This is a genomic window from Duganella sp. Root198D2 (genome assembly GCF_001428585.1).
GTDB lineage: Bacteria > Pseudomonadota > Gammaproteobacteria > Burkholderiales > Burkholderiaceae_D > Rugamonas.
The window spans coordinates 121,322-143,399 of the sequence record NZ_LMIC01000002.1; the positions used below are offsets into that span (position 1 = coordinate 121,322).

Here is a 22,078-nt window from a genome sequence, read left to right on the forward strand (position 1 = left end):
ATCGATTTTGTTATCGCAACAGGCGCAGGCCATACAAACCTCCGGCCAGCGATCCCGGGTGCGCGACGAACTTCACTTCCAGCGTGCCCTCGCCGGCCACGCCATGCGGAAGCGGAAGGTCCAGGTCGTAGAAAGCGTCGCCCTTGCGCTCGATGGTGACCGCGTGCAGCAGGCGGCCATTCAGCAGTACGTCGAACTTGCGGCCTGCATCGCCCGAAGCGAAGGTCAGGCGCAGCACCCGGGCGGAGCCATCGCGGTCTTTCAGCTCGTAGCTGAACCACCCGCTGGCGTGGCGCCAGTGCCGCGTACCATTCAGGCCGGCGTCGGCGCCCTCCCCCTTGAAGAAATGATCCGATTCGGGTTGCTGCTCGCCGGGCGCCACCTGGTCGACGGTGCGCACATCGAGCGCCAGCCGCTCGGCTTCGGCAGCGGCAGCCTTCGAACGCATGCCGGCCAAGCCGGCAGGGGTTGTTTGCTGCCAGTAGATCATGTAACGAGAATCGTGCAAGCGGAAGAAAGGCATGAACTGCACCTGGTTCGCACCGTTCCCTTGCACCAGTCCCGGCGCCGTGAACGTCAGCGGCTGCCCCGGTACCGGTTTGAACTTGCTGAGGAAGTCTTTGCTGTCGCTGACGAATACCGGCGCCGCTTCCTGCGGGCAAACCTGGCCTTGCGCGATATGGCCCATGCGCGAGCCGTCCGCCATGAAGTTAAGGCGCTCGCCGGGGAACGGCGAAGTCCTGGCCGCCAGCACGATAGGGCCGTGCAGCACGGCGTAATAGTTCGACTTGTCGGGCATTTGCTCCAGCGTGGTGCGCATCGGCAGGTGCACGTCGACCTTGTCGCCCTTGCGCCAGTCGCGCGTCAGCTCGACGTAGCCGCCAGGTGCAGCGTGCACCGGCACAGGCTTGCCGTTCAAACGCAGCGTCAGTGCCCCTTTAGCGACCCAGCCCGGGTAGCGAACTTTCAGGGTGAACTTGCCGCCGCCGTCGACGCTCAGCCGGGTGTTTTCCTGGTCGGGGAAGCGGCTGGACTGGGTCAGGACAACGCCCTTCTGGCGCCACTCGAGGCGCGAGGGAATGAACAGGTTGACCAGCAGCGCATCGCCATCGCGGGCGTAGATGAACTCACCGTATTTTGCGTGGCTCTCGATGCCGGAGCCAACGCAGCACCACATGCCCTTGTCCACTTCAGAATAGACGCGGTAGTGGTTGGGCCGCATCGGTGTGAAGTAGACGAAACCGCCGCTTTCCGGGCGCTGCGAGGACAGGATATGGTTGTACAGCGCACGCTCGTAGTAGTCGCCGTATGCCGCGCTCGGATCGCGCTGGTACAGCAGCTCCGTGAGCTTGAGCATATTGTAGGTGTTGCAGGTTTCCGGCCCTTCCACCTCGCCGCTCATCGAGGAAAAGTCCTTGTCGTCGTGGAAGTGCTCCTTGACGCTGTTGCCGCCAATGGCGACAGTGCGGTGGTCATGCACGGTGCGCCAGAAGAAGCTGGCGGCCTTGTGCCATTGCTGTTCCCCGGTCAGTTCGGCGATGCGTTCGAAGCCGATCACCTTCGGTATCTGGGTATTGGCGTGCATGCCGGTCAGCTCGTCGCGCCCCGCTGCAAGCGGCTGCAGGACAGCCTGGTGCGAAAAGCGCTTTGCAGCCGCGAGATAGCGCTGGTCGCCCGTCAGTTGGTAGACGTCGGCCAGCACTTCGTTCATCCCCCCATGCTCTGCGCGCAGCATGGCCTGCATCTGCTCGTCGCTCAGGGCGCCGGTCATGGCGACCGTCCAGTCGGCAAACTTCACCAGCATCTGTCGCGCGTCTTCATTGCCCGCGTAGTGCCAGGCATCGCGCAGGCCGGCGGCGATCTTGTGCAGGTTATACCAGGGGACCCATTTGCCGTTGACCGAGAAATTGTCGGCATGGAGCTTGCCCTTGGCGACGTCGTTCCATGCCTCGTGGCCCGAGGGAATACCACCGAGGTAGCCGTCCGGCGCCTGCGCCTTCTTCAGTTCCTGCACGAAGTAGTCGAGGCGCTCGCGTACGGTGCCGTCGCCGGTCGCAGCCCACATCAATGACAAAGCTGAGAGGTAATGGCCTCCCATATGGCCATCGAGGCCGCTGGATTCCCAGTTGCCGTACGAAGGCTTGGACAGCGGCAGTCCGGCCTCGCGCCGGAATGGCGCCAGCAACCGGTCTGCATCGAGCGCCAGCAGGTAGCGGCGGTTGGTTTCCTGGGCTTGCAGGAAAGGACTGGGAAGGAGCCGAACATCCTGTAGCGGGAACAGTTCGGCAGCACCCACGGCGAGCGGTATGCCGGCAGCCAACAGCGCCACCAGGCCGCTCCGTCGCAATGCGCAGGCGAGCGAAGGCAAGATCATTTCTGCACGCTTTGGTAGCTATCGAGGTCCGAAGTGTCGACCATGGGCCAGCCGGCGCTATCCCAGCGCATGTCCATGACCTTCAGCTTCTGAAGGTATTTGTCGGCCGTTTCGTAAGCATGCAGCACCATCACGTCCTTGCCGTCGAAAGTATATGCACTGTTGTGGCCGAGCGCCTTCCACTTTGCGTTGCCCTGCACGACCAGCGAGCCGCCACCGAGCGCCATATCCTTCCCGTCTTTGTCGAGATATGGCCCGGTGACCGAGCGCGAACGGCCAACGACGACGTGGTATGTACTCTTCGCCTTCTGGCAGCATAGTCCCCACGAGGCAAACAGGTAGTACCAGCCATTCTTGCGGAAGATGAAGGGGGCTTCGATCTCCGCCGGGCCTCCGCTGTCATCCTTCACGAAGGCCGGGCGCTCGCGGGCGGCGATGGTGCTCCAGACTTGCGGTTCGGCCGGGCGCGTCCAGGCCTCGTTCAATTTGACCAGTTTGATTCCGCCCCAGAAAGAACCGAACGCCATCCAGCCAGTTCCTTTCTCGTCCTCCACCACATTGGAATCGATCGCATTCCAGAGGTCGCGCCCCGGCACCGACTGCACGACAATACCCTTGTCTTCCCATTTGTAGTCGGGAGAGCGCGGGTCCAGCGTCCTGTTGACCGTCACGCCGATTGCCGAAGTGTTCTTGCCGAATGCGGAGACGGAGTAGTACAGCAGGTATTTGCCGTTGTGATGCTGGATATCCGGCGCCCACACATGGTCGTCAAAGCCCGGCGCCGCCTTGGCTGCGGCTGCCGGGTGACCAGTGAAGATGCGGCCTTCCGGCCTCCAGTTCAACATGTCTTTCGAACTGTAAAAGGTGATGCCCGGCCCGGTCGAATACAGGTAATAGGTATCGCCCTGCTTCGCCATCACCGGGTCATGCACGCTCACCTGGCTCGCTTGCGCCATCTGCGCCAGCAGCAGGCCAGCGCAAAGAATCCATTTGTTCATAATCAGTTCCCCATCCTCGCGCCCCAAAGCGAAACGCCAGCCTTCGACTGCACGGTGAAGGTCACTTCGAAGGCATTGCCATTGGTGTTCCACTGGCGCGACAAAACGCCATTGTAGGCCGTGCCGTCGGTCGACGCGATGCTGACCTTGTTACCGCCCAAGTGGCTCCAGTTGCCGGCGATCGCACCGCTCACAGCCCCCCCAGCCGCCAGGGTCACGACCTGCGATTGCTTGATGACCGCCGAAATGTCTTCGCCGTGGTTGATCACCTTGTAGATACCGGCAGCATCAGCCGCGCTGACGTCCGCCGACAGCGTAATTGCGTTTTTCGACAGCGGTACGTACCGGAACGGGGCGACGACCGGCCAGCCATCGGCGTTGATGAACATTTCGTGCACGCGCACCTCGTGCGCCTCGCCCTGCCCCGGGAAACGGGCATGGAAGACCAGGAAGTACTTGCCCGCGGCTGCATCGTAATAGGCCGAGTTATGGCCAGGCGACACGTAGCCCAGGGCGGTACCAGTCTCGCCGCTTGCCAATACGTACTGGTGGTTGCCCATCAGTTTCTGGCCATGCGGTGCGATACTGGCATCATCGAACAACGGCAACGCCGGATTGGCTTTGACGGTCGCCATGTCGGTTCCTGCGCCATCCACGTAGGGCCCGTCCGGGTTCAGGGAACGGGAGACGCGGATGTTGTAGCCGCCGTTGGCATCCAGCCCGCCGAATGATACGAACAGGTAGTAGTACTTGCTGTCAGGGCTGTACAGGATGTAAGCGCCCTCGATGCGCGCATGGTTGCCGCCCATCAGGTGCCTGCCATAGCCCTGGGCCGGCTTCTGCAGGCCAGTCGCCGGGTCCATCTCCATGATGAAGATGCCGCCAGAGTAGGAGCCGTACACCATCCACAACTTGCCACCGTTATCGCGGAAGACGTTCGGGTCTACCACGTTCGGGTGCTTCGTCGCATCGTAGACGGTGCCATCCGGGCTGGCCTCGCCCCACATGCCAGATTTCAGCAAGAGCTGCTTGTTGACGTAAGGTCCATCTACCTTGTCCGCCACCGCCAGGCCGAGGGCGGAACGCGGCGAGTCGCCTTTGCAGGCGCAGTAGTACATGTAGAACTTACCGTCATCCAGCCTGGCCACATCGGGTGCCCACAACGTGTCCGCCTGCGCCCAAGCCAATGCCTCGGACAAGGCGGCCGTCACATTGTTGAACAGCGGATTGCCGGCATTCACGCCATCCGCAATCCTGGTCCAGTTCATCCAGTCGGTGCTCCTGGCCGCCTCCAGGTGGGAACCGAACACATAATAGGTTTCGGCCGCCTTGATGACCGATGGGTCGTGCACCGAGACGCCGGTGAACGCGACCGTGGTGCTTGGCTGCACCGCCGGCGGCGTGACTGGCGGCGCAGCGGCAGGGGCAGTCGCCGACGACGATCCACCGCCACCGCCACAGCCGCCGACCGTTGCCATCACCGCGCCCGCTGCCGCCGTACGCAGCAGCATGCGGCGCTGCACGGAGATGTTCTCCATCTCAGCCCCCGATTGCCACCACTACGACAGACTTGGCAGGCATCTTCACGGTCAGCTTGCCGCCGCTGGCCTGCACGGCGATCGGTGCCGGCTTTACAGCATCCGGCTTGGCGAAAGTATTATGCGCATCCATTTCATTGGCGGTCAGCACGCGAGCGCTGGCCTTGCCCTCGCCCACGCCGGCGATGCTGACTTCTTCCGCATCGCTTGGGTGGGTATTTACCAGCGCCACATAGACCTTGCCGTCCTTGCCGCGTGCCGCCGAAGCACTCACCTGCGGGATGCTCTTGTCGCCGGAGGCATACTTGCGGTTGCCTTCCAGGGACAGCGGCAAGGTGGTCGCTCCCTGGAACGGCACATACATCTCGTAGGCGTGGTAGGTTGGGGTCAGCAGCATCTTCTCGTTGTCGGTCAACACCATGGCCTGCAGCACATTGACCATCTGCGCGATATTGGTCATGCGAACGCGGTCGGCGTGATCGTGGAAGATATTGAAGTTCAACGCCGCAACCACTGCGTCGCGCAGGGTGTTCTGCTGGTACAGGAAGCCAGCGTTGGTGCCCTTCTCGACGTCATACCAGGTGCCCCATTCATCGACGTAGAAACCAAGCTTTTTCTCGGGATCGTTCTTGTCGAGGACCGCCACGTTGCTGCGGATATGGTCTTCCATGCGCATGGTCGCCTGCAGGGTCGAGAACCATTCGTTGGCAGGGAAGCCAGTCGCCGCCCCTTTCACTTCCCATTTTCCGGTCGGGATGGTGTAGTAGTGGAAGCTGATGCCGTCCGTCATATTCTTGGCCGACTTGCTCAACTCATCGGTCCAGCTGGTGTCGCTGTCATTGCCGCCGCTGGCGACGAACTTCGGACGGCCCGCCGGCGGGGTCTTGAGGAAGGTGGCGCTCTGGCGGTACAGGTTTGCGTAGTATTCCGGCTTCATATTGCCGCCGCAGCCCCAGGCCTCGTTACCGACAGCGAAATAGGCGACTTTGAACGGCTTGTCGCGGCCGTTCTTGCGGCGCAGCTCCGGCAGGGTCGACTTGTTATCCGACGTCATGTACTCCAGCCATTCCGCCATTTCCTGCGGTGAGCCGGTGCCCAGGTTGCCGTTCACGTAGGCGTCCGCGCCGATTTGTTCGACCAGGTCAAAGAATTCATGGGTGCCGACGGCATTGTCCTCGTCCACCCCGCCCCACATGGTGTTGATCTTGACCGGGCGCTTGTTGCGCGGGCCGATGCCTTCGCGCCAATGGTATTCGTCGGCGAAGCAGCCGCCCGGCCAGCGCACCAGCGGCACGTGCAGGTTCTTCAGCGCGCCGATCACGTCATTGCGCCAGCCGCGCGTATTGGGAATCTTTGATTTCGGGCCTACCCACATGCCGCCGTAGATGCCGGACCCAAGGTGCTCGGCAAACTGGCCATAGACGTCCTTGTTGATTACCGGACCGGGTTTGGCGGTATCGATCTTTACCGTGGTGGCAGCTTGCGCAAGGCCTGCGGTGAGCATGGCCAACGCGATCATCGTCTTCTTCATAGCATCTCCTTGATTATTGTTTGAATACCGCAACGAAGCGGCCGCGTGGCTGCATCGTGATTTTCTGCTTGCCTGGGGCGGTAAGCCGCGGTTCGGTGCGGCGCGTGCTCAGACCCAGCCTGCGTCGACGATAAAATCCTGCGCGGTGCACATGGCGCTGTCGTCCGCGCCCAGGAACAGGCACATGGCAGCGATATGCTCCGGCAGCAGCTTGCCCGGCAGGCACTGGTTGCGGGCGATTTCTTCCTCCGCCGCCTTATCGACCCACAGGTCGACCTGGCGCTGGGTCATGACCCAGCCCGGCGTAACGGTGTTGACGCGCACGTTGTGCTTGCCCAGGTCGCGCGCCATGCCGCGCGTCAGGCCGTGCGATGCGGCTTTGGCGGTAGCGTAGACAGGGTAGCCGCCACCTTTGGCGTGCCAGGAGATGGAGCTGATGTTGATGATGGAGCCGCAGCCCTTTTTCTTCATGCCCGGCAGGACTGCCTGGCAGGTGAAGAACAGGGGGCGCTGGTTGATGGCGATGCGCGTGTCCCAGTACTCCGGGGTCACGTCTTCGACGCTATGGCGCTGGTCGTTGGCAGCGTTGTTGACCAGGACGTCGAAGTCCCCCATTTCAGCGGCAAATTCCTTCATCGTACGCTGCAAAGCCGGGATATCAGTGATGTCGCAAGCACGGAACCGGGGCCGCGGCGCGCCGCCCGCGGCGACTGCATCGCACAGGGCGCTGCTGGCGTCGGCCGCGATATCCACGAACGCCACCACGGCGCCCTGCTGCGCAAAGGCCGCAACGATGCTGGCGCCGATGCCGGTGCCGCCGCCGGTGACAAATACCCGTTTGCCTTGCAGGCTCGGGTAGTTGGCAGTGATTGTCATAGTGTCTCCAGTTTTTTTTCTTTTTTAGAACCGGTAAGCCGCTTTAGTGCTGGCCAAGAACGCCGTCGCGGCGACGCCAGGTATTGCCGGGATTTGCATCCTGCAGCACCGGTGGCAGCAGCGCGGCCGGCAAGTCCTGGTAGCACACCGCGCGCAGGAAGCGGTAGATCGCCGCCGTGCCGACCGAGGTGCTGCGGCCGTCCGAAGTGGACGGGAACGGACCACCGTGCACCATGGCGCTGGTCACTTCCACGCCGGTTGGGTAACCGTTAGCCAGGATGCGCCCAGCCTTGCGCTCCAGCACAGGCAACAGCTTGCGCGCCGCCCCTGCATCGCCGTCGGCCATCTGCAAGGTTGCGGTCAACTGCCCTTCCAGGTGCTCCGCCACGGCGATCATTTCGTCGATATCGCGGCAGGCAATCACCAGCGAAGCCGGTCCAAACACTTCGTCCGACAGCGCGTGCTGCGACAGGAAAGCCTGCGCACCGGTGCGGAACAGCGCCGCACCGCCCTTGCAGCCGGAATGCGCCGTAGCGGTGACGGTTTCCACGTCGCCGTGCGAAGCCAGCGCCTGCACGCCGCGCTGGTAGGCGCCGGCAATACCGGCGCTCAGCATGGTGCCCGGCGCGACGCCCGCCAACGCTTGCGCGGCACTGGAGCAGAAGCGCTCCAGGCCCGGGCCTTCAATGCCCAGCACCAGGCCGGGATTGGTGCAGAACTGCCCGACACCCAGCGTCAGCGAGGCTGCGAAGCCGGCGGCAATGCTGTCCGGACGGCCTGCCAGTGCTTCCGGCAGCAGGAACACCGGGTTAATGCTGCTCATTTCCGCATATACGGGAATTGGCTGCTTGCGCGCCGCGGCGGTGGCCATCAGCGCGGTGCCGCCGCCGCGGGAGCCGGTAAAGCCAACCGCCTGGATGGCAGGATGGGCCACCAGCGTCTGGCCGATATGGCTGCCGCTGCCGGTCAGCAGGGCGAATACGCCGGCCGGCAACCCGCATTGGGCGACTGCCGCAACCACGGCACGCGCCACCAGCTCCGAAGTCCCAGGGTGGGCGGAGTGCGCCTTGACCACGACCGGGCAGCCCGCGGCCAGCGCGGAAGCGGTGTCGCCGCCGGCAACCGAGAACGCCAGCGGGAAGTTGGAGGCGCCGAACACTGCGACCGGACCGACGCCGATCAGGCGGTAGCGCAGGTCCGCGCGCGGCGGAGTGCGGGTCGGCAGGGCGACATCGATGCGCGGGTCGCACCAGGAACCTTCGCGCAGCAGCGTGGCAAACATCTTCAGCTGGTTGCAGGTGCGGGCACGTTCGCCTTCCAGGCGGGCTTGCGGCAAGCCGGTTTCCGCCATGGCGCGCTCGATCAGCTCTGTGCCGAGGTCGACGATGTTGCGTGCAATCGCGTCCAGCAGATCCGCACGCGCGGCATCGCTGGAGGAGCGGAAGGTATCGAAGGCAGCGCCGGCCAGGCGGCAGGCTTCGTTCACCTGTTCCACGCTGACCGCGTTGAATTCCTCGCCGAACTGCTGCTCGGTGCCGGGATTGAAGGCGCGCTGCGAGCCGCCCTCCCCGCGCACGGCAACGCCGCCAATCATGGCCTGGCCGGTAATCGTCATAGTTGGCTCACTTTCTTGTAACGGGATTCCTGCACGCGCAGCGGATTGCGCAGCGCTGGACCAAAAGATGGGGCTTCGACTTCAAAGGTTTCGCCCGGCTGCACGGAGATGCCGTCTGCGAAGCTCAGGGTGGCAGTGCCGAAGAAATGGATGTGCACATCGCCAGGGCGGCAGAACAGCCCGTACTTGAAGTGATGGTATTCCAGGTTGGCGATGGTGTGCGACATATTCTGTTCGCCGCTGACAAAGGCCTTCTGCCAGCGTACCGCGCCATCCTTGCCGACGATGCGCGAGGCGCCGTCGATATGCTGCGGCAGCTCACCCACGCGCAGTGCCGGTCCCAGGCCGCAGTTGCGCAGCTTGGAATGCGCGAGGTAAAGGTAGTTCTGGCGCTCAGTCACGTGATCGGAAAACTCGTTGCCGATAGCGAAGCCGAGGCGATAAGGCTGGCCATCTTCCCCGATCACATACAGGCCGGCAATCTCAGGCTCTTCGCCGCCATCGAGCGAGAACTCCGGCATGGCCAGCGCCTGGCCGCTGGCGGCCACGATCGAACCGTCGCCCTTGTAGAACCATTCAGGCTGCACGCCGCGCTGGCCCTCAGCAGGCTTGCCGCCTTCCACGCCAAGGCGGAACATCTTCATGGAATCGCTCAGCGTTTCCATGTCGCCGCCGATCTTGCGGTGCATGGCGTCGCGCGCATCGGCGCTGCCGAGGTGGGTCAGGCCGGTGCCGGTCACATAGCAGTGCGCCGGGTCGACGTGGTCCAGCGGCGGCAGGATGCGGCCGGCGCTTGCCACGGCTTCGTAGCTGGCGACCGTGGTACCGATGGCAGCCTGCGCCACTTCGGCCAGGCCCTTGCCGCGGCTGATGGCGCGCTGCGCCAGTTCATAGGTGGTGTAGACGCCGTCCAGCATGCGCAGCGTATCGCCGTCAAGCGAGGCTACGCGGCGGGAACCGCCTTCGTTGGTGAATTGTACGAGCAGCATATGGTCTCCTTAGTGCGAATGGCGCGGCACGGCGGAACCGCGGCAGCCAACCAGGAAGTCGAAGTCGCAACCTTCGTCGGCCTGCAACACGTGGTCGATATACAGTTGCTGGTAGCCGGACTTGGGCGGCTCCTGCTGCGCAGCGCGCTCGGCCAGGCGCGCCGTCATTTCCTCGTCGCTGATTTCAAGCTGCAGCTTGTTGTTGGCGCAATCGAGTTCGATCCAGTCGCCATCCTTGACGGCGCCGAGGGGGCCGCCGGCCATCGCCTCCGGAGCGACGTGCAGCACCACGGTGCCGTAAGCCGTACCGCTCATGCGCGCATCGGAAATGCGCACCATGTCCTTGATGCCCTTGGCCAGCAGCTTGGGCGGCAGGCCCATATTGCCCACTTCCGCCATGCCCGGATAACCTTTCGGGCCGCAGTTCTTCATCACCAGGATCGAGTTCTCGTCAACCTCCAGGTCCGGATCGATGATGCGTTCCTTGTAGTGGTCGAAATTCTCGAACACGACGGCCTTGCCACGGTGCTGCATCAGGTGCGGCGAAGCGGCGGAAGGTTTCAGCACCGCGCCGCGCGGCGCCAGGTTGCCGCGCAGGATGCAGATGCCGCCGTCGGCAATCAGCGGGTTGTCGATCTGGCGGATCACTTCGTCGTTATAGATCGGCGCTTCGGCACAGTTCTCGCCGATGGTCCTGCCGTTGACGGTCAGCGCTTGCGGATGCGGCAGCAGCTCAGCTTCGCCCATGCGGCGAATCACGCCCGGCAGGCCGCCGGCGTAGTAGAACTCTTCCATCAGGTAGCGGCCGGACGGCATCAGGTCGACGATGGTCGGCATGCCTTTGCCAACCTTGGTCCAGTCTTCCAGTTCCAGCGGCACGCCGATACGGCCGGCAATCGCTTTCAGGTGGATCACGGCGTTGGTCGACCCGCCGATGGCGGCGTTGACGCGGATCGCGTTCTCGAAGTTTTCGCGTTTGAGGATCTTGGACAGGCGCAGGTCTTCCCACACCATTTCGACGATACGGATGCCGGACATATGCGCCAGCACGTAACGGCGCGCATCGACCGCAGGGATCGCGGCATTGTGCGGCAGCGAAGTGCCCAGCGATTCGGCCATGCAGGCCATGGTGGAGGCGGTGCCCATGGTGTTGCAGGTGCCGGCGGAACGCGACATGCCCGCTTCCGCCGACATGAACTGGTGCATGGTGATTTCGCCGGCCTTGACCTGCTCGTGCAGCTGCCACACGGCGGTGCCGGAGCCGATGTCCTTGCCGTTCAATTTACCGTTCAGCATAGGGCCGCCGGTCACGACGATGGTCGGCAGGTCGACGGAAGCGGCGCCCATCAACAGCGCCGGGGTGGTCTTGTCGCAGCCCACCAGCAGGACCACGGCATCCATCGGATTGCCGCGGATGGATTCTTCCACGTCCATGCTGGCCAGGTTACGTGTCAGCATGGCCGTTGGGCGCAGGTTGGATTCGCCGTTGGAGAACACCGGGAATTCAACCGGGTAGCCGCCCGCCTCCAGGATGCCCTTCTTGACGTGCTCCGCGAGCTGGCGGAAGTGGGCATTGCACGGGGTCAGCTCGGACCAGGTATTGCAGATGCCGATGATTGGCTTGCCGCGGAATTCGTGGTCAGGGATGCCCTGGTTCTTCATCCAGCTTCGGTACATGAAGCCGTTTTTGTCCTGCGTCCCGAACCATTCGGCCGAGCGCAGTTTTATCGTTTTCTTTGTCTCTGACATGGATTCCTCCGCTTATCGATGGAGGAAATGTTACGGCTCAGAGCAATATATTTCTAATGACTTATTTGTCGATACCAATATCGAAATCAGTATCGCGAAAAACGGAAAGCCAGCGTGTTGCGGTACACCTCTCCAGGGCGCAGGATCACGCTCGGGAACCGGGGTTTATTGGGCGCGTCAGGGAAGTGCTGCGGCTCCAGGCAAAAGCCGCCGCGGTAGGGGAAGCCCAGCGCGCCGTCGAGGAAATTCCCGCTGTAGAACTGGATGCCCGGCTGGTGAGTGAGTACTTCCAACTGGCGCCCGGAGCCCGGCTCGCGCACCCGTACCGCGCAGCGCATTCCCGGCGCCGGCGCCAACGCGAAGTTATGGTCATACACCGCATCGCCAATCGCGCGCGGCGCGCTGAAATCGAACGGCGTTCCGGCTACCGGAGCCAGTTCGCCGGTTGGTATCAAGCCTTGGTCGACCGGCGTGTAATGCGGTGCATCGATCCACATCTGGTGGTCGTTGATGGTGCCGCTGCCGGCCAGGTTGAAATAGGCGTGGTGCGTCAGGTTGACCGGCGTGGCGCGGTCGGTGCTGGCGCGCAGGTCAACCGTCAGCGCGCCATCGTCGTCCAGCGTGTAAGTCGCCTGCACGTCCAGGTTGCCGGGATAGCCCTGCTCCCCATCGACGCTGCGGTAGCGCAGCACCAGGGCGTCGCCTTCCACGGCAGCGTCCCAGACAACCTTGTCGAAGCCCTGCGCGCCGCCATGCAGGTGATTGTTGCCGTCATTGACGGATAGCTGGTGCTCGACGCCGTCCAATGTAAAGCGGCCCTGCGCAATGCGATTGCCGCAACGCCCGATCAAGGCGCCGAAATAAGGTGAACGGCCGAAATACTCGGCCGCCGTCCCGAAACCCAGCGTGATGTTGGCCAATTGCCCGTCGCGGTCCGGCGCAAAGATATGGGTGACGATACCGCCGTAATTGGTGATCCTGACCTCCATGCCTTGGGCATTGGTCAGGGTGAACAGGGACAGCGGCGAGCCGTCCGGTGCGTGGCCGAATGGCGCGCTCTGGATCATGTGTGATTACTCGATAACAGATGGTCGTCCGAAGACGGGCATGCCCTGCGCATCCCAGCGCAGCGGCTTGACGAAAGTATGGCGGTCCGGGTTCCACAGCGGATCGCCGACGATTTCCGTGTACGTGCGGGCATGGTACACCAGCAGCACATTTCCGTCCGCGTCCACGGTGAAGCTGTTATGGCCAGGGCCGTAGATGCCGTGCTCGAAGCAGGTTTGCAGTACCGGCTCCTGCGACTTGGTCCACGCCTCAGGGTCCAGCAGGTCCGCATCGGCGCCGGCCCACAGCAGGCCCATGGCGTAGTTCTCGTCGGTAGCGCTGGCGGAATAGCTGATGAACACTTTGCCGTTGCGCTGCAGGACAGAGGGGCCTTCGTTGACCCGGAAGCCGCGGATCTCCCAGTCGAATTCCGGCCTGGTCAGCATCACGGGCTTGCCCTTGATCTGCCACGGCGTCTCCATCTCGGCGATGTAGAGGTTGGAATTGCCCTCGATGTCATTGTCCTTCTGCGCCCACAGGTAGTACAGCTTGCCCTTGTGGGTGAAGGTGGTCGCATCCAGGCAGAAGGTGTCGATCCCGGAATCGACCTGGCCCATGAACTCCCATTCGCCTTCCAGCGGATTGGCATTCTTGTTGCGGATCGCGTACATGCGGTGCTGGAACAGCTGGTACTTGATCTCGCGGCTGGGCGCAGCGGCGAAATAGACGTACCAGGCACCCTGGTTGTAGTGCAGTTCCGGCGCCCAGATCAATTCACTATAGGCGCCGGTGTCTGGCTTGTGCCAAACGTCCACGGCCGGCGCATCGCGCAAGCCCTCGATGCTGGTAGCGCGGCGCAATTCGATGCGGTCGTATTGCGGCACCGAGGCCGTAAAGTAGTAATAGCCGTCGCCGTGGCGAACGATGTAAGGATCGGCGCGCTGCTCGATCAGGGGAGTCAGTTTTTGCATATTCAAGCGCTTACGTAGCCATGGGACTTCATGCTCTCTTTCACGGTGCCGTAGTATTCGTCGCTGATGCGGTAGGCGAACATCAACAGCCCCATGAGCAAGTGGAAGAAGCCTGGAATCACCGACAGCATCAGGGCGATGCCGTTCAGTGCGAATTCGGATTGCGCCTGGTTGGGCACATAGTTGAAATAGGTCAGCAGGATGCCCACCAGGCCGCCGGCGATCGCCATGCCCGCCTTCTGGCACACCGAGATGCCGCCGAAGGCAAAGCCGGACACGCGTTTGCCGGTCTTGACCTGGCCGTAATCGATGGTTTCGCCGATGGCAGACCAGAATACCGGCGCATGCAAGTCGACGATGAAGGACAGCGCGAAGAACAGCGCGAAGGCCAGCATCACATCGCCCGGCTTGACCAGCAGGTAGATCGCCACGCTGATGGCCGCCACGACCAGCTGGGTCCAGCGGAACAGTTTGACCTTGCAATAGACCTTGGTGATCCAGGTTGAAGCGATCATCGACAGGATGGCCGCCACCACGCCGGTGGAGAGGAAGGCGGAGACCTGCGCCGTATTCAGGCCCAGGTAATACTTGGCGTAATAGATCGCCACCGAACCTCGCACCACGTAGCCGATGGTGCCGGTCACGCAAACGCCGCACAGGATCAGCCACTGGTCATTTTTCATCAGTACATTCAACTGCTCGCCGAGGGACTGGCGTACCACCACATGGTGTACGCGCTCGGTGGTGGTGAAGAAGCAGAACAGGAACAGCGCCACGCCCAGCACCGCCATCACCGCCATCGCCATCTGGTAGCCGTGCGCAGCGCTGCCCTCGCCCCAGCGTTCGGACAGCAGGGGCACCACGATGGTGACCAGGAAGGCGCCGATCTTGGCGAAGAACAGCCGGTAGCCATTGGCCGACAGGCTTTCCTTCGGATCGCTGGTCAGTGCGCTTGGCAGGGAAATATAGGGAATGCCGACACCCGCTGTCATCACCGTCATGATGATGTAGGTGGAATATGCCCATACCAGCTTGGCGTCATAGCCCCAGTCCGGCGTGGAGAACACGAAAAGGATACTTACGCCATAAGGGACCGCGAGCCACAGCAGGTAGGGACGGTAGCGCCCGAAACGGCTGGTGAAGCGGTCGGTGATCTGGCCCATGGTGAGGTCAGCCACCGCTCCCACTACCTTGACCAGCACGAACAACAGCGCCAGGTCTTGCGTGCGCAAGCCATAGATGTCGGTGTAGAAGTAGGTAATGATCAGCATCATCGAGGAAATCACGACATTGAGCGCCGCATCCCCCGCCCCAAAGCCCGCCTTTTCGAGCACCGACATCTTTTGCTTTTGCATGGTAAATCAGTTCTTCCAGTTCAGCATCAGGCCTACGGTACGGTCGTAGCGGCGGATATCGCGTGGATACACGCTGGCGTCGGTCCAGTAGTCCTTGTATTTGAAGTTCAGCAGGTTGGTTCCGCTAAGCGTCAGCGACAGGTTCGGGCTGAACTTGTAGCTGAGCGAACCATCCAGGCTGCTGGTAGCGGCGGCGACCAGGTTGCGCTGGGGGGCAGTACCGCGAATTGCCGAAGTATCGCCATAAACCTGCGTAAATTTCGAACGCCAGTTATACGCCAGGCGGCCCGAAATGCCGTACTTCTCATACAACAGCACAATGTTATACGAGTTTTTCGACATGCCAGGGAAAGGCAGTTTGCCCGGTCCGACCGCAGCCGCCGTCACTTCGCCTTCCATATAGGTGTAGTTCAACTGCGTGCCGAAACCACTGAACCAGCCCGGCAGCTTGTCATAGAACTGCTGGTATGCCAGCTCGGCGCCTTGCAGGTGGCCGCTATCGGTATTGAATGGGCGGCCGGTCAGGTAGTTGATACCCTGGTAGACCTCAGGCACGGCGCGGCTGACGATGTAGCCGTCGAAATTGTGGCGGAACACTGTGCCGCTCACCATGGCGGCCGGCGCGAAATACCATTCCAGCGCTGCATCGAGGTTCTGGCCGGTCACCGGTTTCAGGTCCGGGTTGCCACCTGAGGCGGAGGCCTGCACCGTAGTGCCGTTCGAGTTCACATACGCGGTTCCCGGATTGAGCTGGGAAAACTCAGGGCGGCTCAGCGTCTTGGCGTATGCCAGGCGTGCAATCAGGTCCTTGCGCAGCGTCGCCTTGAACGAGGCGCTAGGCAGCGTATCGGTTCCGGAACTGTCTTTCGGTGTGGCGACCGGCACGCCGTTGACCATGCTGTAGCCCAGCAGGTCAGAGTCGGTTTTGGACACGCGCACACCTACAACGCCGTCGACAGGCAGGCCGCCGATGTCGAAGCCCAGGCGCGCCTTGCCGTAGAAGGCGATGTTTTTCTCATTGACAGAGAAGAAGGAGCCCTGGTCGAGCGCCTTGGCGGTGCTGGAACCGGTGACGGCCTTGCGCACATCGCCCGTGTTATTCAACAGGAAGCCGGCGCAAGGCGTGTACCAGTAGGCAGTGCCATAGTTTTGCGACAGCTCGCGGTTGGTGCAGCTCATGCCCGGCTGGCTTGCCGCGGAGACGCGGGTGGCCGGATTGAACGCATCCGGCGCGCCAGCGCTGCCCTCGACCGACTTGATCGATTCCGCATCGCGCTTGTTGAAGCGTACGCCGGCACTGAATTCCTGGAAGATGCCGTTGCCGTCCGGCGTGTAGCTTGCGTCGGCACGCCAGTCGGTGGACGCACCCTTGTCGTTGCCGTAGCGGTCGAAGTACTGGAACAGGTAGACGTTCTTCGGATCGGTCATGTCCATGCCGCCGTAGCGCATGAAGGCGCCGCCGTTGACATTGGTCTTCAGGAAGACATCCGGCACGGTGACCATCGTATCGAGGATCGGGTTGCGCCAGTCGTATTTCGACTTGGTGCGCGCCAGCTCGGTGCTCAGGCGCAGGCCGGGTGCGGCATGCCATTTGGCGCCGATCGCGCTCTGCCAGGTGGTGTTGCGGGAAGCGCGCGCCTGGGTCGACAGGATGGTGTTGGCGTTGTGCGACGTCAGTTCGTCCAGTTGGTCGGTGCCGGGAATCTTGGTGCCGCCGATGCCGGAACCGTCCGCCCACCACGGCAAGCCGACGAAGAAGTCGGTTTCGTCCTGGTTCCTGTAGCGCGAATAGAAGCCTTCGGCGTAAATCTCGGTGTCCTTGTTCGGGCGCCATTGGAGGGCGAAGTTCTCGGCAGTGCGTTTGCGCTCGCCGTAAATGCCCTGCATGCCGACCAGGTCGGGTGCGGTCAGGTTTGGCAGCAGCCAGTCCTTGGAGATCGGGAAGGTATTGAAACTGCGCTCTTCGTGGAAGTTGTTACGGACATAGGACACGCCGAACAGGGCGCCGATTTCGCCGTACCCGGTTTTCCAGCGGTTCGAAACCAGGCCATTGGCTTCAGGGTCGGTCTTGTGCGCCTTGTCCTGGTTCTTCACGCCACCGTTGGCGCTCAGCGTAAAGCCTTTGAAATCGAAGGGGCGGTTGGTGCGCACATCGATCGCGCCGGCGATGCCGCCTTCGACCAGTTCCGGGCTTTGGGATTTATACACATCCACGCGCTGCAGCATGGTGGACGGGATATCGGCCAACTGGATATAACGGCCGGTCGTGGTGAACATTTCGCGGCCATTGAGCATGGTAGCAATGCCGGGCAGGCCGCGGATCAGGACCGAATTCGCCTCGCCGGCGTCGCGGCGGACCTGGATGCCGGGGATGCGCGCCAGGGTTTGCGCCACGTTGGTATCAGGGAATTTGCCGATATCGTCGGCGACGATGGAATCGACAACATTGTCAGCCTTCTGCTTGATAGCGAGCGAGCTTTGGGCCGCGGCACGCACGCCGCTCACCTGCACTACTGCGACCTCGCTTTCGGGCGCCTGCTGCGCGGTGGAGGGAATGGCGCTGAATAAGCCGATGCCGGCCAGTGCGGCGACAGATACCTTGAGTGCAACCGGGCGGCGAGGCGCAGCCTGCCCAGGCTCGTATGCGTGGCGCTTCATAAGTCTCCTGACTATAGTTTTTGTAAGCTACTTGGTCTTGAAACTTATCTTAGGTAAATCACCGAGAACAAACTAATCAATTTTTTTCAAAGTTCGATATCAAAATCGATATCACGTTCCGGTTGATCTGGGTCATGGAAAGAGGTATGGGACATGCAGGATTATGACTGGCAATACCCATCCAGCCACCTCGCGACATGAACCTGACACTCCTGGCGGCCCTTGCCGCTTCCGCCCTTGGTACCTCGGGCGCCTTTGACCAGCAGGGCCGCTTGTGGGTTGCCCACACCGGCGACAACGGCATCGTGCTGCAATCGAGCGCCGACGAAGGCCGCAGCTGGACGCCTGCGCGCCAGGTGCTGCCCAAGCCGGAAACGGTGGAAGCGAGCGGCGAAACCCGCCCCAAAATCGCCATCGGCCCGCAAGGCCAGCTCTATCTGAGCTACACCCAGGCGTTGGGCAAACACCACAGTGGCAATATCCGCTTCATCCGGTCGCTGGACGGCGGGCAGACCTTTTCGGCCCCGTACACCGTGCAGCGCGACCGTGCCCCGAGCGGCCACCGCTTCGACGAGATCCAGGTCGACCCGCAAGGCCGCATCTTCCTGGCCTGGCTGGACCAGCGCGACAAGGATGCCGCCCAGGCGGCGCAGCGCCCCTATCGCGGCATCGCGGTCTATTACGCCGTCTCCAGCGACGGCGGCGCCAGTTTCGGTGACGACGCCAAATTGGCCGACCACAGCTGCGAATGCTGCCGCATCGCCACCGCACTGGCGCCCGATGGACGGGTCGCGGCCATGTGGCGCCACATCTTCGAACCGAACATCCGCGACCATGCGGTGGCCTGGCTGCCGGCCAATGGACTGCCCGCCGCGCCAGCGCGCGCAACGGAGGACGGCTGGAAGATCGACGCCTGCCCGCACCACGGCCCCTCGCTGGCCTTCGACGGCAAGGGCCAGCGCCACCAGGCCTGGTTCAGCGCCGCCGGCGAAGAAGGCGGCGTGTTCTATTCGGGGAACGGGCAGTTGATGCGCCTTGGCGGCCCGCAGGCGGAGCATGCAGAAGTAGCTGCGGCCGGCCAGCGCGTCGCCGTCGCCTGGAAGGAATTCGATGGCAAGGCCACCGCCATCCACACCCAGGTGTCGCCCGACGGCGGCGCAAACTGGAGCAAGCATACCGTCGCCACCACGCAGGGCGGCTCCGACCATCCGCACATCGTGCGCCGCGGCGCCGAGCTTTGGCTGCTGTGGCGTACCGCCGATGAAGGCATCGTTGTTCGCAAACTCGAGGACTGATCATGAAAATGCTCCACCCACTTGCCGCCGCAGTCGTGGCGACAGCCATCGCGGCCCTGGCCGCGCTGGCGGCTTCGCCATCCGCCTACGCTGCCGGCCTGAAATCCTTCGACCCGCAAAGCGTCGAGCAGATCGCCGCCAGCCACAAAGGCAAGCCCTTCGTGGTCCTGGTCTGGTCCATGGATTGCGAATTCTGCCAGCACAGCCTTGATGTGCTGTCGAAAGCGCGAGCCGCCAGCCCTGGCTTCGACATCGTCACCATCACCACCGACCCGCTGTCCGACGCGGCCCTGTCGCAAATGGTCAAGAAGCGCCTGTCGGGCATTGACCTGCTGGCCGATGCCTGGAGCTTCGGCGAATTGGCGCCGGAGCGCTTGCGCTACGCCATCGATCCACGCTGGCGCGGCGAAAAACCGCGCAGCTACTGGTACGACGCACAGGGGCAGCGCATCGCGCACTCCGGCGTCATCACGCCCGCCCTGATTGAAAAGATGCGTTAATCGCGAAAACTTGACCGAGTTCATGGTTTGGCAACAGCCCAATCGCTACGATGGGCACATGTTCTCGCACTGCACCACTCGCCGCTTCGTCACCCTGCTGTTGCTGCTGTATGTGGCACTGCAAGGCTACGCAGCCGCAGCGCAGGCAGCGATGCCGATGATGGATCACGCAGCATGCGCGGAACATCACGACGGCCACGACCAACATGGGATGACGGACTGCTTCACCCAGTGCACGCTATGCAGCGCACCGGCCACGGCACCAGGCTACAACAGGCCCTCCGCTCCCGCACCGCACGACCTCACAGGTCCTCGGACCGCTATCATCGCGGCGCAGTACGATGGCGAATCCCATCTGCCGCACCAGGCGCGTGGACCTCCATCCGCAGTGTGACACCTGCTCTTATTCCAGATGCGCCGCCGCCCCCGGCGGCGCACGATACGTCACACCGGAGAATAAAAATGAATCCGCAGTTACGCAAGCATCTGCTTGCAATGTCTGTTGCTACCGCCCTTCCCTGCTACGCGCAAACCACCCTCCCCAGCGTCATCATCACCGGCACCAACCCCGACGTCATGCAAGTAGACGTCAGCAAGAAAGGCTTCCCCAGCGATACCGCAAACCTGCTGCAATCCGTGGCTGGCGTCAGCATGGTCAGCGGCGGCGGCGTATCCGGCCTGCCCTCGATCCGCGGCCTGGCGGACGACCGCCTGCGCATCCAGGTCGACGGCATGGACCTGGTATCGGCCTGCGCCAACCACATGAATCCCGCGCTGTCGTATATCGCGCCATCGCAAGTTGAATCGATCCAGGTGCTGCCTGGCATTACGCCCGTCAGCGTCGGCGGCGACAGTGTCGGCGGCACCATTCGCGTACGCTCCGCCGACCCGAAATTCGCAGAAGCCGGCAAGCAGCTGCTTGAAGGCCAGGCCACCTTTGTCTACCGCGGCAACGGCAACGTGCGTGACGCCAGTCTGGCCGCGACCATGGCCAGCGACACGTTCTCTGCCAGCTATCGCGGCGCCGCGATCAAGGCGCACAATTACGAAGACGGCAGCGGCAAGGAAATCGGTTCCTCCGCCTATGATTCCCGCAATCATTCGCTGACCCTGGCCATGCGCTCCGAAGCGCGCCTGCTGGAACTCAAGCTCGGCGTGCAGCGCATGCCCTACCAGGGCTTCCCCAACCAGCGCATGGACCTGACCCGCAACGACAGCGAGCAGGCCAACCTGCGCTACCTCGAACGCTTCGGCTGGGGCACGCTGGAAGGCCGCGCCTACCACGAACACACCCGCCACGCGATGAACTTCGGCCCCGACAAGCAGTTCTGGTACGGCGCCAAGAAGAACATTCCCGGCATGCCGATGGATACCGAAGGCAAGAACACCGGCCTCTCGGTCAAGGCCACCATCCCGCTGTCGCAGCCCGATACCCTGCGCGTCGGCGCCGACTATCGCCGCTACCGGCTGGACGACTGGTGGGATCCTTCCGGCGGCGGCATGGCGCCGGACACCTTCTGGAATATCCGCGACGGCCAGCGCGACCGCCTTGGCGCCTTCGCGGAATGGGACCGCCGCTGGAATCCGGCCTGGTTCACCCAGTTCGGCGTGCGCGGTGAACTGGTCACCAGCGATACCGGGAAGGTGCAAGGCTATAACTCCGGCTATAACAAGGATGCTTCGGCCTTCAACGCCCTCGACCGCAAACGCGACGACCATAACCTGGACCTGACCGCCCAGGCGCGCTACGTGCCCTCGCAAGACATGACCGTCAAGTTCGGCTACGCCCGCAAGACCCGCTCACCGAACCTGTATGAGCGCTACACCTGGTCGACCGGGGGCATGGCGATGGCCATGGTGAATATCGCCGGCGACGGCAACGGCTATGTCGGCGATCCATCGCTGCGGCCGGAAGTGGCGCATATGGCCACCGGCAGCATCGAATGGCACGATCCGGCACAGGAGAAATGGTCCTTCGCCATTTCGCCTTTCTACACCAGGGTCAACGACTACATCGACGCGCGCTGCCTCACCACCTGCAAGCCGAACGTGTTCGTCAACCTGCGCTTCGCCAACGTCGATGCACGCCTGTACGGCACCGAGGTATCGGCGCATGCCGCACTGGCATCGGGCGGCTACGGCACCTTGTCGGGCGACATGCTGGTCAACTACGTGCGCGGCGAGAACCGCAGCACCGGCGACAGGCTGTACAACATGATGCCGCTGAACACCCGCCTGGCGCTGAACCATCGCCTCGGCGCCTGGAGCAATGTGCTGGAGCTGCAGGCCGTCACGTCGAAGGATCGCGTCTCCAGCCTGCACAACGAGCTGCGAACCGGCGGCTACGCACTGGCAGCCCTGCGCACCAGCTATGGCTGGAACAAAGTGCAGCTGGATTTCGGCGTGGAAAACCTGTTCGACCGGCGCTATGAGCTTCCTTTGGGCGGCGCTTATGTCGGCCAGGGCATGACCATGGCGCTGAACGGCGTTCCCTATGGGACCGGCGTGCGCGGGATGGGCCGTTCGGTGTATGCCGGCCTGACCTTCAGGCTTTAAGGAAGCGGTATATCAAACCGATATAG

At 62.8% G+C, this 22,078-nt stretch carries 16 protein-coding genes; 4 read left to right on the top strand and 12 right to left on the bottom strand.

Translation table 11 applies throughout. From position 1 onward, the window contains the following. Positions 1-10: 10 nt before the first annotated feature. The 12 genes from ASE26_RS03475 to ASE26_RS03530 form a co-directional block, all read right to left on the bottom strand. Positions 11-2,374: a glycoside hydrolase family 127 protein gene (locus ASE26_RS03475; RefSeq protein WP_057245598.1), complete on the bottom strand. Its 2,364-nt coding sequence runs from the start codon at positions 2,372-2,374 to the stop codon at positions 11-13. Next, positions 2,371-3,372, bottom strand: coding sequence for an arabinan endo-1,5-alpha-L-arabinosidase (locus ASE26_RS03480; protein WP_057245599.1), 1,002 nt, complete (start codon positions 3,370-3,372; stop codon positions 2,371-2,373). Before ASE26_RS03480 ends, ASE26_RS03475 begins: the two co-directional genes overlap by 4 nt. A gap of 2 nt (positions 3,373-3,374) precedes the next feature. Continuing rightward, positions 3,375-4,910 (bottom strand): glycoside hydrolase family 43 protein, encoded by a 1,536-nt coding sequence (locus tag ASE26_RS03485; RefSeq protein WP_082591281.1) that lies wholly within the window; start codon positions 4,908-4,910, stop codon positions 3,375-3,377. A 1-nt stretch (position 4,911) separates the two neighbouring features. Beyond that, a complete protein-coding gene (locus ASE26_RS03490; protein ID WP_057245600.1) occupies positions 4,912-6,441 on the bottom strand; it encodes an alpha-N-arabinofuranosidase in 1,530 nt (509 codons plus the stop codon). A gap of 108 nt (positions 6,442-6,549) precedes the next feature. Beyond that, positions 6,550-7,317, bottom strand: a complete 768-nt coding sequence (locus ASE26_RS03495) for an SDR family NAD(P)-dependent oxidoreductase (protein ID WP_055936553.1) — start codon at positions 7,315-7,317, stop codon at positions 6,550-6,552. A 43-nt stretch (positions 7,318-7,360) separates the two neighbouring features. After that, positions 7,361-8,932 (bottom strand): aldehyde dehydrogenase (NADP(+)), encoded by a 1,572-nt coding sequence (locus tag ASE26_RS03500; RefSeq protein ID WP_057245601.1) that lies wholly within the window; start codon positions 8,930-8,932, stop codon positions 7,361-7,363. After that, positions 8,929-9,921, bottom strand: a complete 993-nt coding sequence (gene araD1 / locus ASE26_RS03505) for an AraD1 family protein (protein ID WP_057245602.1) — start codon at positions 9,919-9,921, stop codon at positions 8,929-8,931. The genes ASE26_RS03500 and araD1 overlap by 4 nt, the downstream gene beginning before the upstream one ends. A gap of 9 nt (positions 9,922-9,930) precedes the next feature. Beyond that, positions 9,931-11,670, bottom strand: a complete 1,740-nt coding sequence (locus tag ASE26_RS03510) for an IlvD/Edd family dehydratase (RefSeq protein WP_055936544.1) — start codon at positions 11,668-11,670, stop codon at positions 9,931-9,933. An 86-nt stretch (positions 11,671-11,756) separates the two neighbouring features. Beyond that, a complete protein-coding gene (locus ASE26_RS03515; RefSeq protein ID WP_057245603.1) occupies positions 11,757-12,737 on the bottom strand; it encodes an aldose epimerase family protein in 981 nt (326 codons plus the stop codon). A 6-nt stretch (positions 12,738-12,743) separates the two neighbouring features. Further along, positions 12,744-13,688: a family 43 glycosylhydrolase gene (locus ASE26_RS03520; RefSeq protein WP_057245604.1), complete on the bottom strand. Its 945-nt coding sequence runs from the start codon at positions 13,686-13,688 to the stop codon at positions 12,744-12,746. 2 nt (positions 13,689-13,690) lie between these two features. Then, on the bottom strand, positions 13,691-15,043 hold the full coding sequence (locus tag ASE26_RS03525; RefSeq protein WP_057245605.1) for an MFS transporter: 1,353 nt from the start codon (positions 15,041-15,043) through the stop codon (positions 13,691-13,693). A gap of 6 nt (positions 15,044-15,049) precedes the next feature. Beyond that, positions 15,050-17,701: a TonB-dependent receptor gene (locus ASE26_RS03530; RefSeq protein ID WP_057245606.1), complete on the bottom strand. Its 2,652-nt coding sequence runs from the start codon at positions 17,699-17,701 to the stop codon at positions 15,050-15,052. A 197-nt stretch (positions 17,702-17,898) separates the two neighbouring features. On the opposite strand from ASE26_RS03530, the gene ASE26_RS03535 reads away from it, so the two are divergent. The 4 genes from ASE26_RS03535 (at position 17,899) to ASE26_RS03550 (ending at position 22,052) form a co-directional block, all read left to right on the top strand. Beyond that, positions 17,899-18,996, top strand: a complete 1,098-nt coding sequence (locus tag ASE26_RS03535; RefSeq protein ID WP_057245607.1) for a sialidase family protein — start codon at positions 17,899-17,901, stop codon at positions 18,994-18,996. Positions 18,997-18,998: 2 nt separating this feature from the next. Continuing rightward, a complete protein-coding gene (locus tag ASE26_RS03540; RefSeq protein ID WP_055936527.1) occupies positions 18,999-19,496 on the top strand; it encodes a hypothetical protein in 498 nt (165 codons plus the stop codon). A 58-nt stretch (positions 19,497-19,554) separates the two neighbouring features. Next, on the top strand, positions 19,555-19,890 hold the full coding sequence (locus ASE26_RS03545) for a hypothetical protein (protein WP_055936524.1): 336 nt from the start codon (positions 19,555-19,557) through the stop codon (positions 19,888-19,890). Positions 19,891-19,958: 68 nt separating this feature from the next. Further along, positions 19,959-22,052, top strand: a complete 2,094-nt coding sequence (locus ASE26_RS03550) for a TonB-dependent siderophore receptor (protein ID WP_082591282.1) — start codon at positions 19,959-19,961, stop codon at positions 22,050-22,052. The last annotated feature ends 26 nt before the right edge of the window (positions 22,053-22,078 follow it).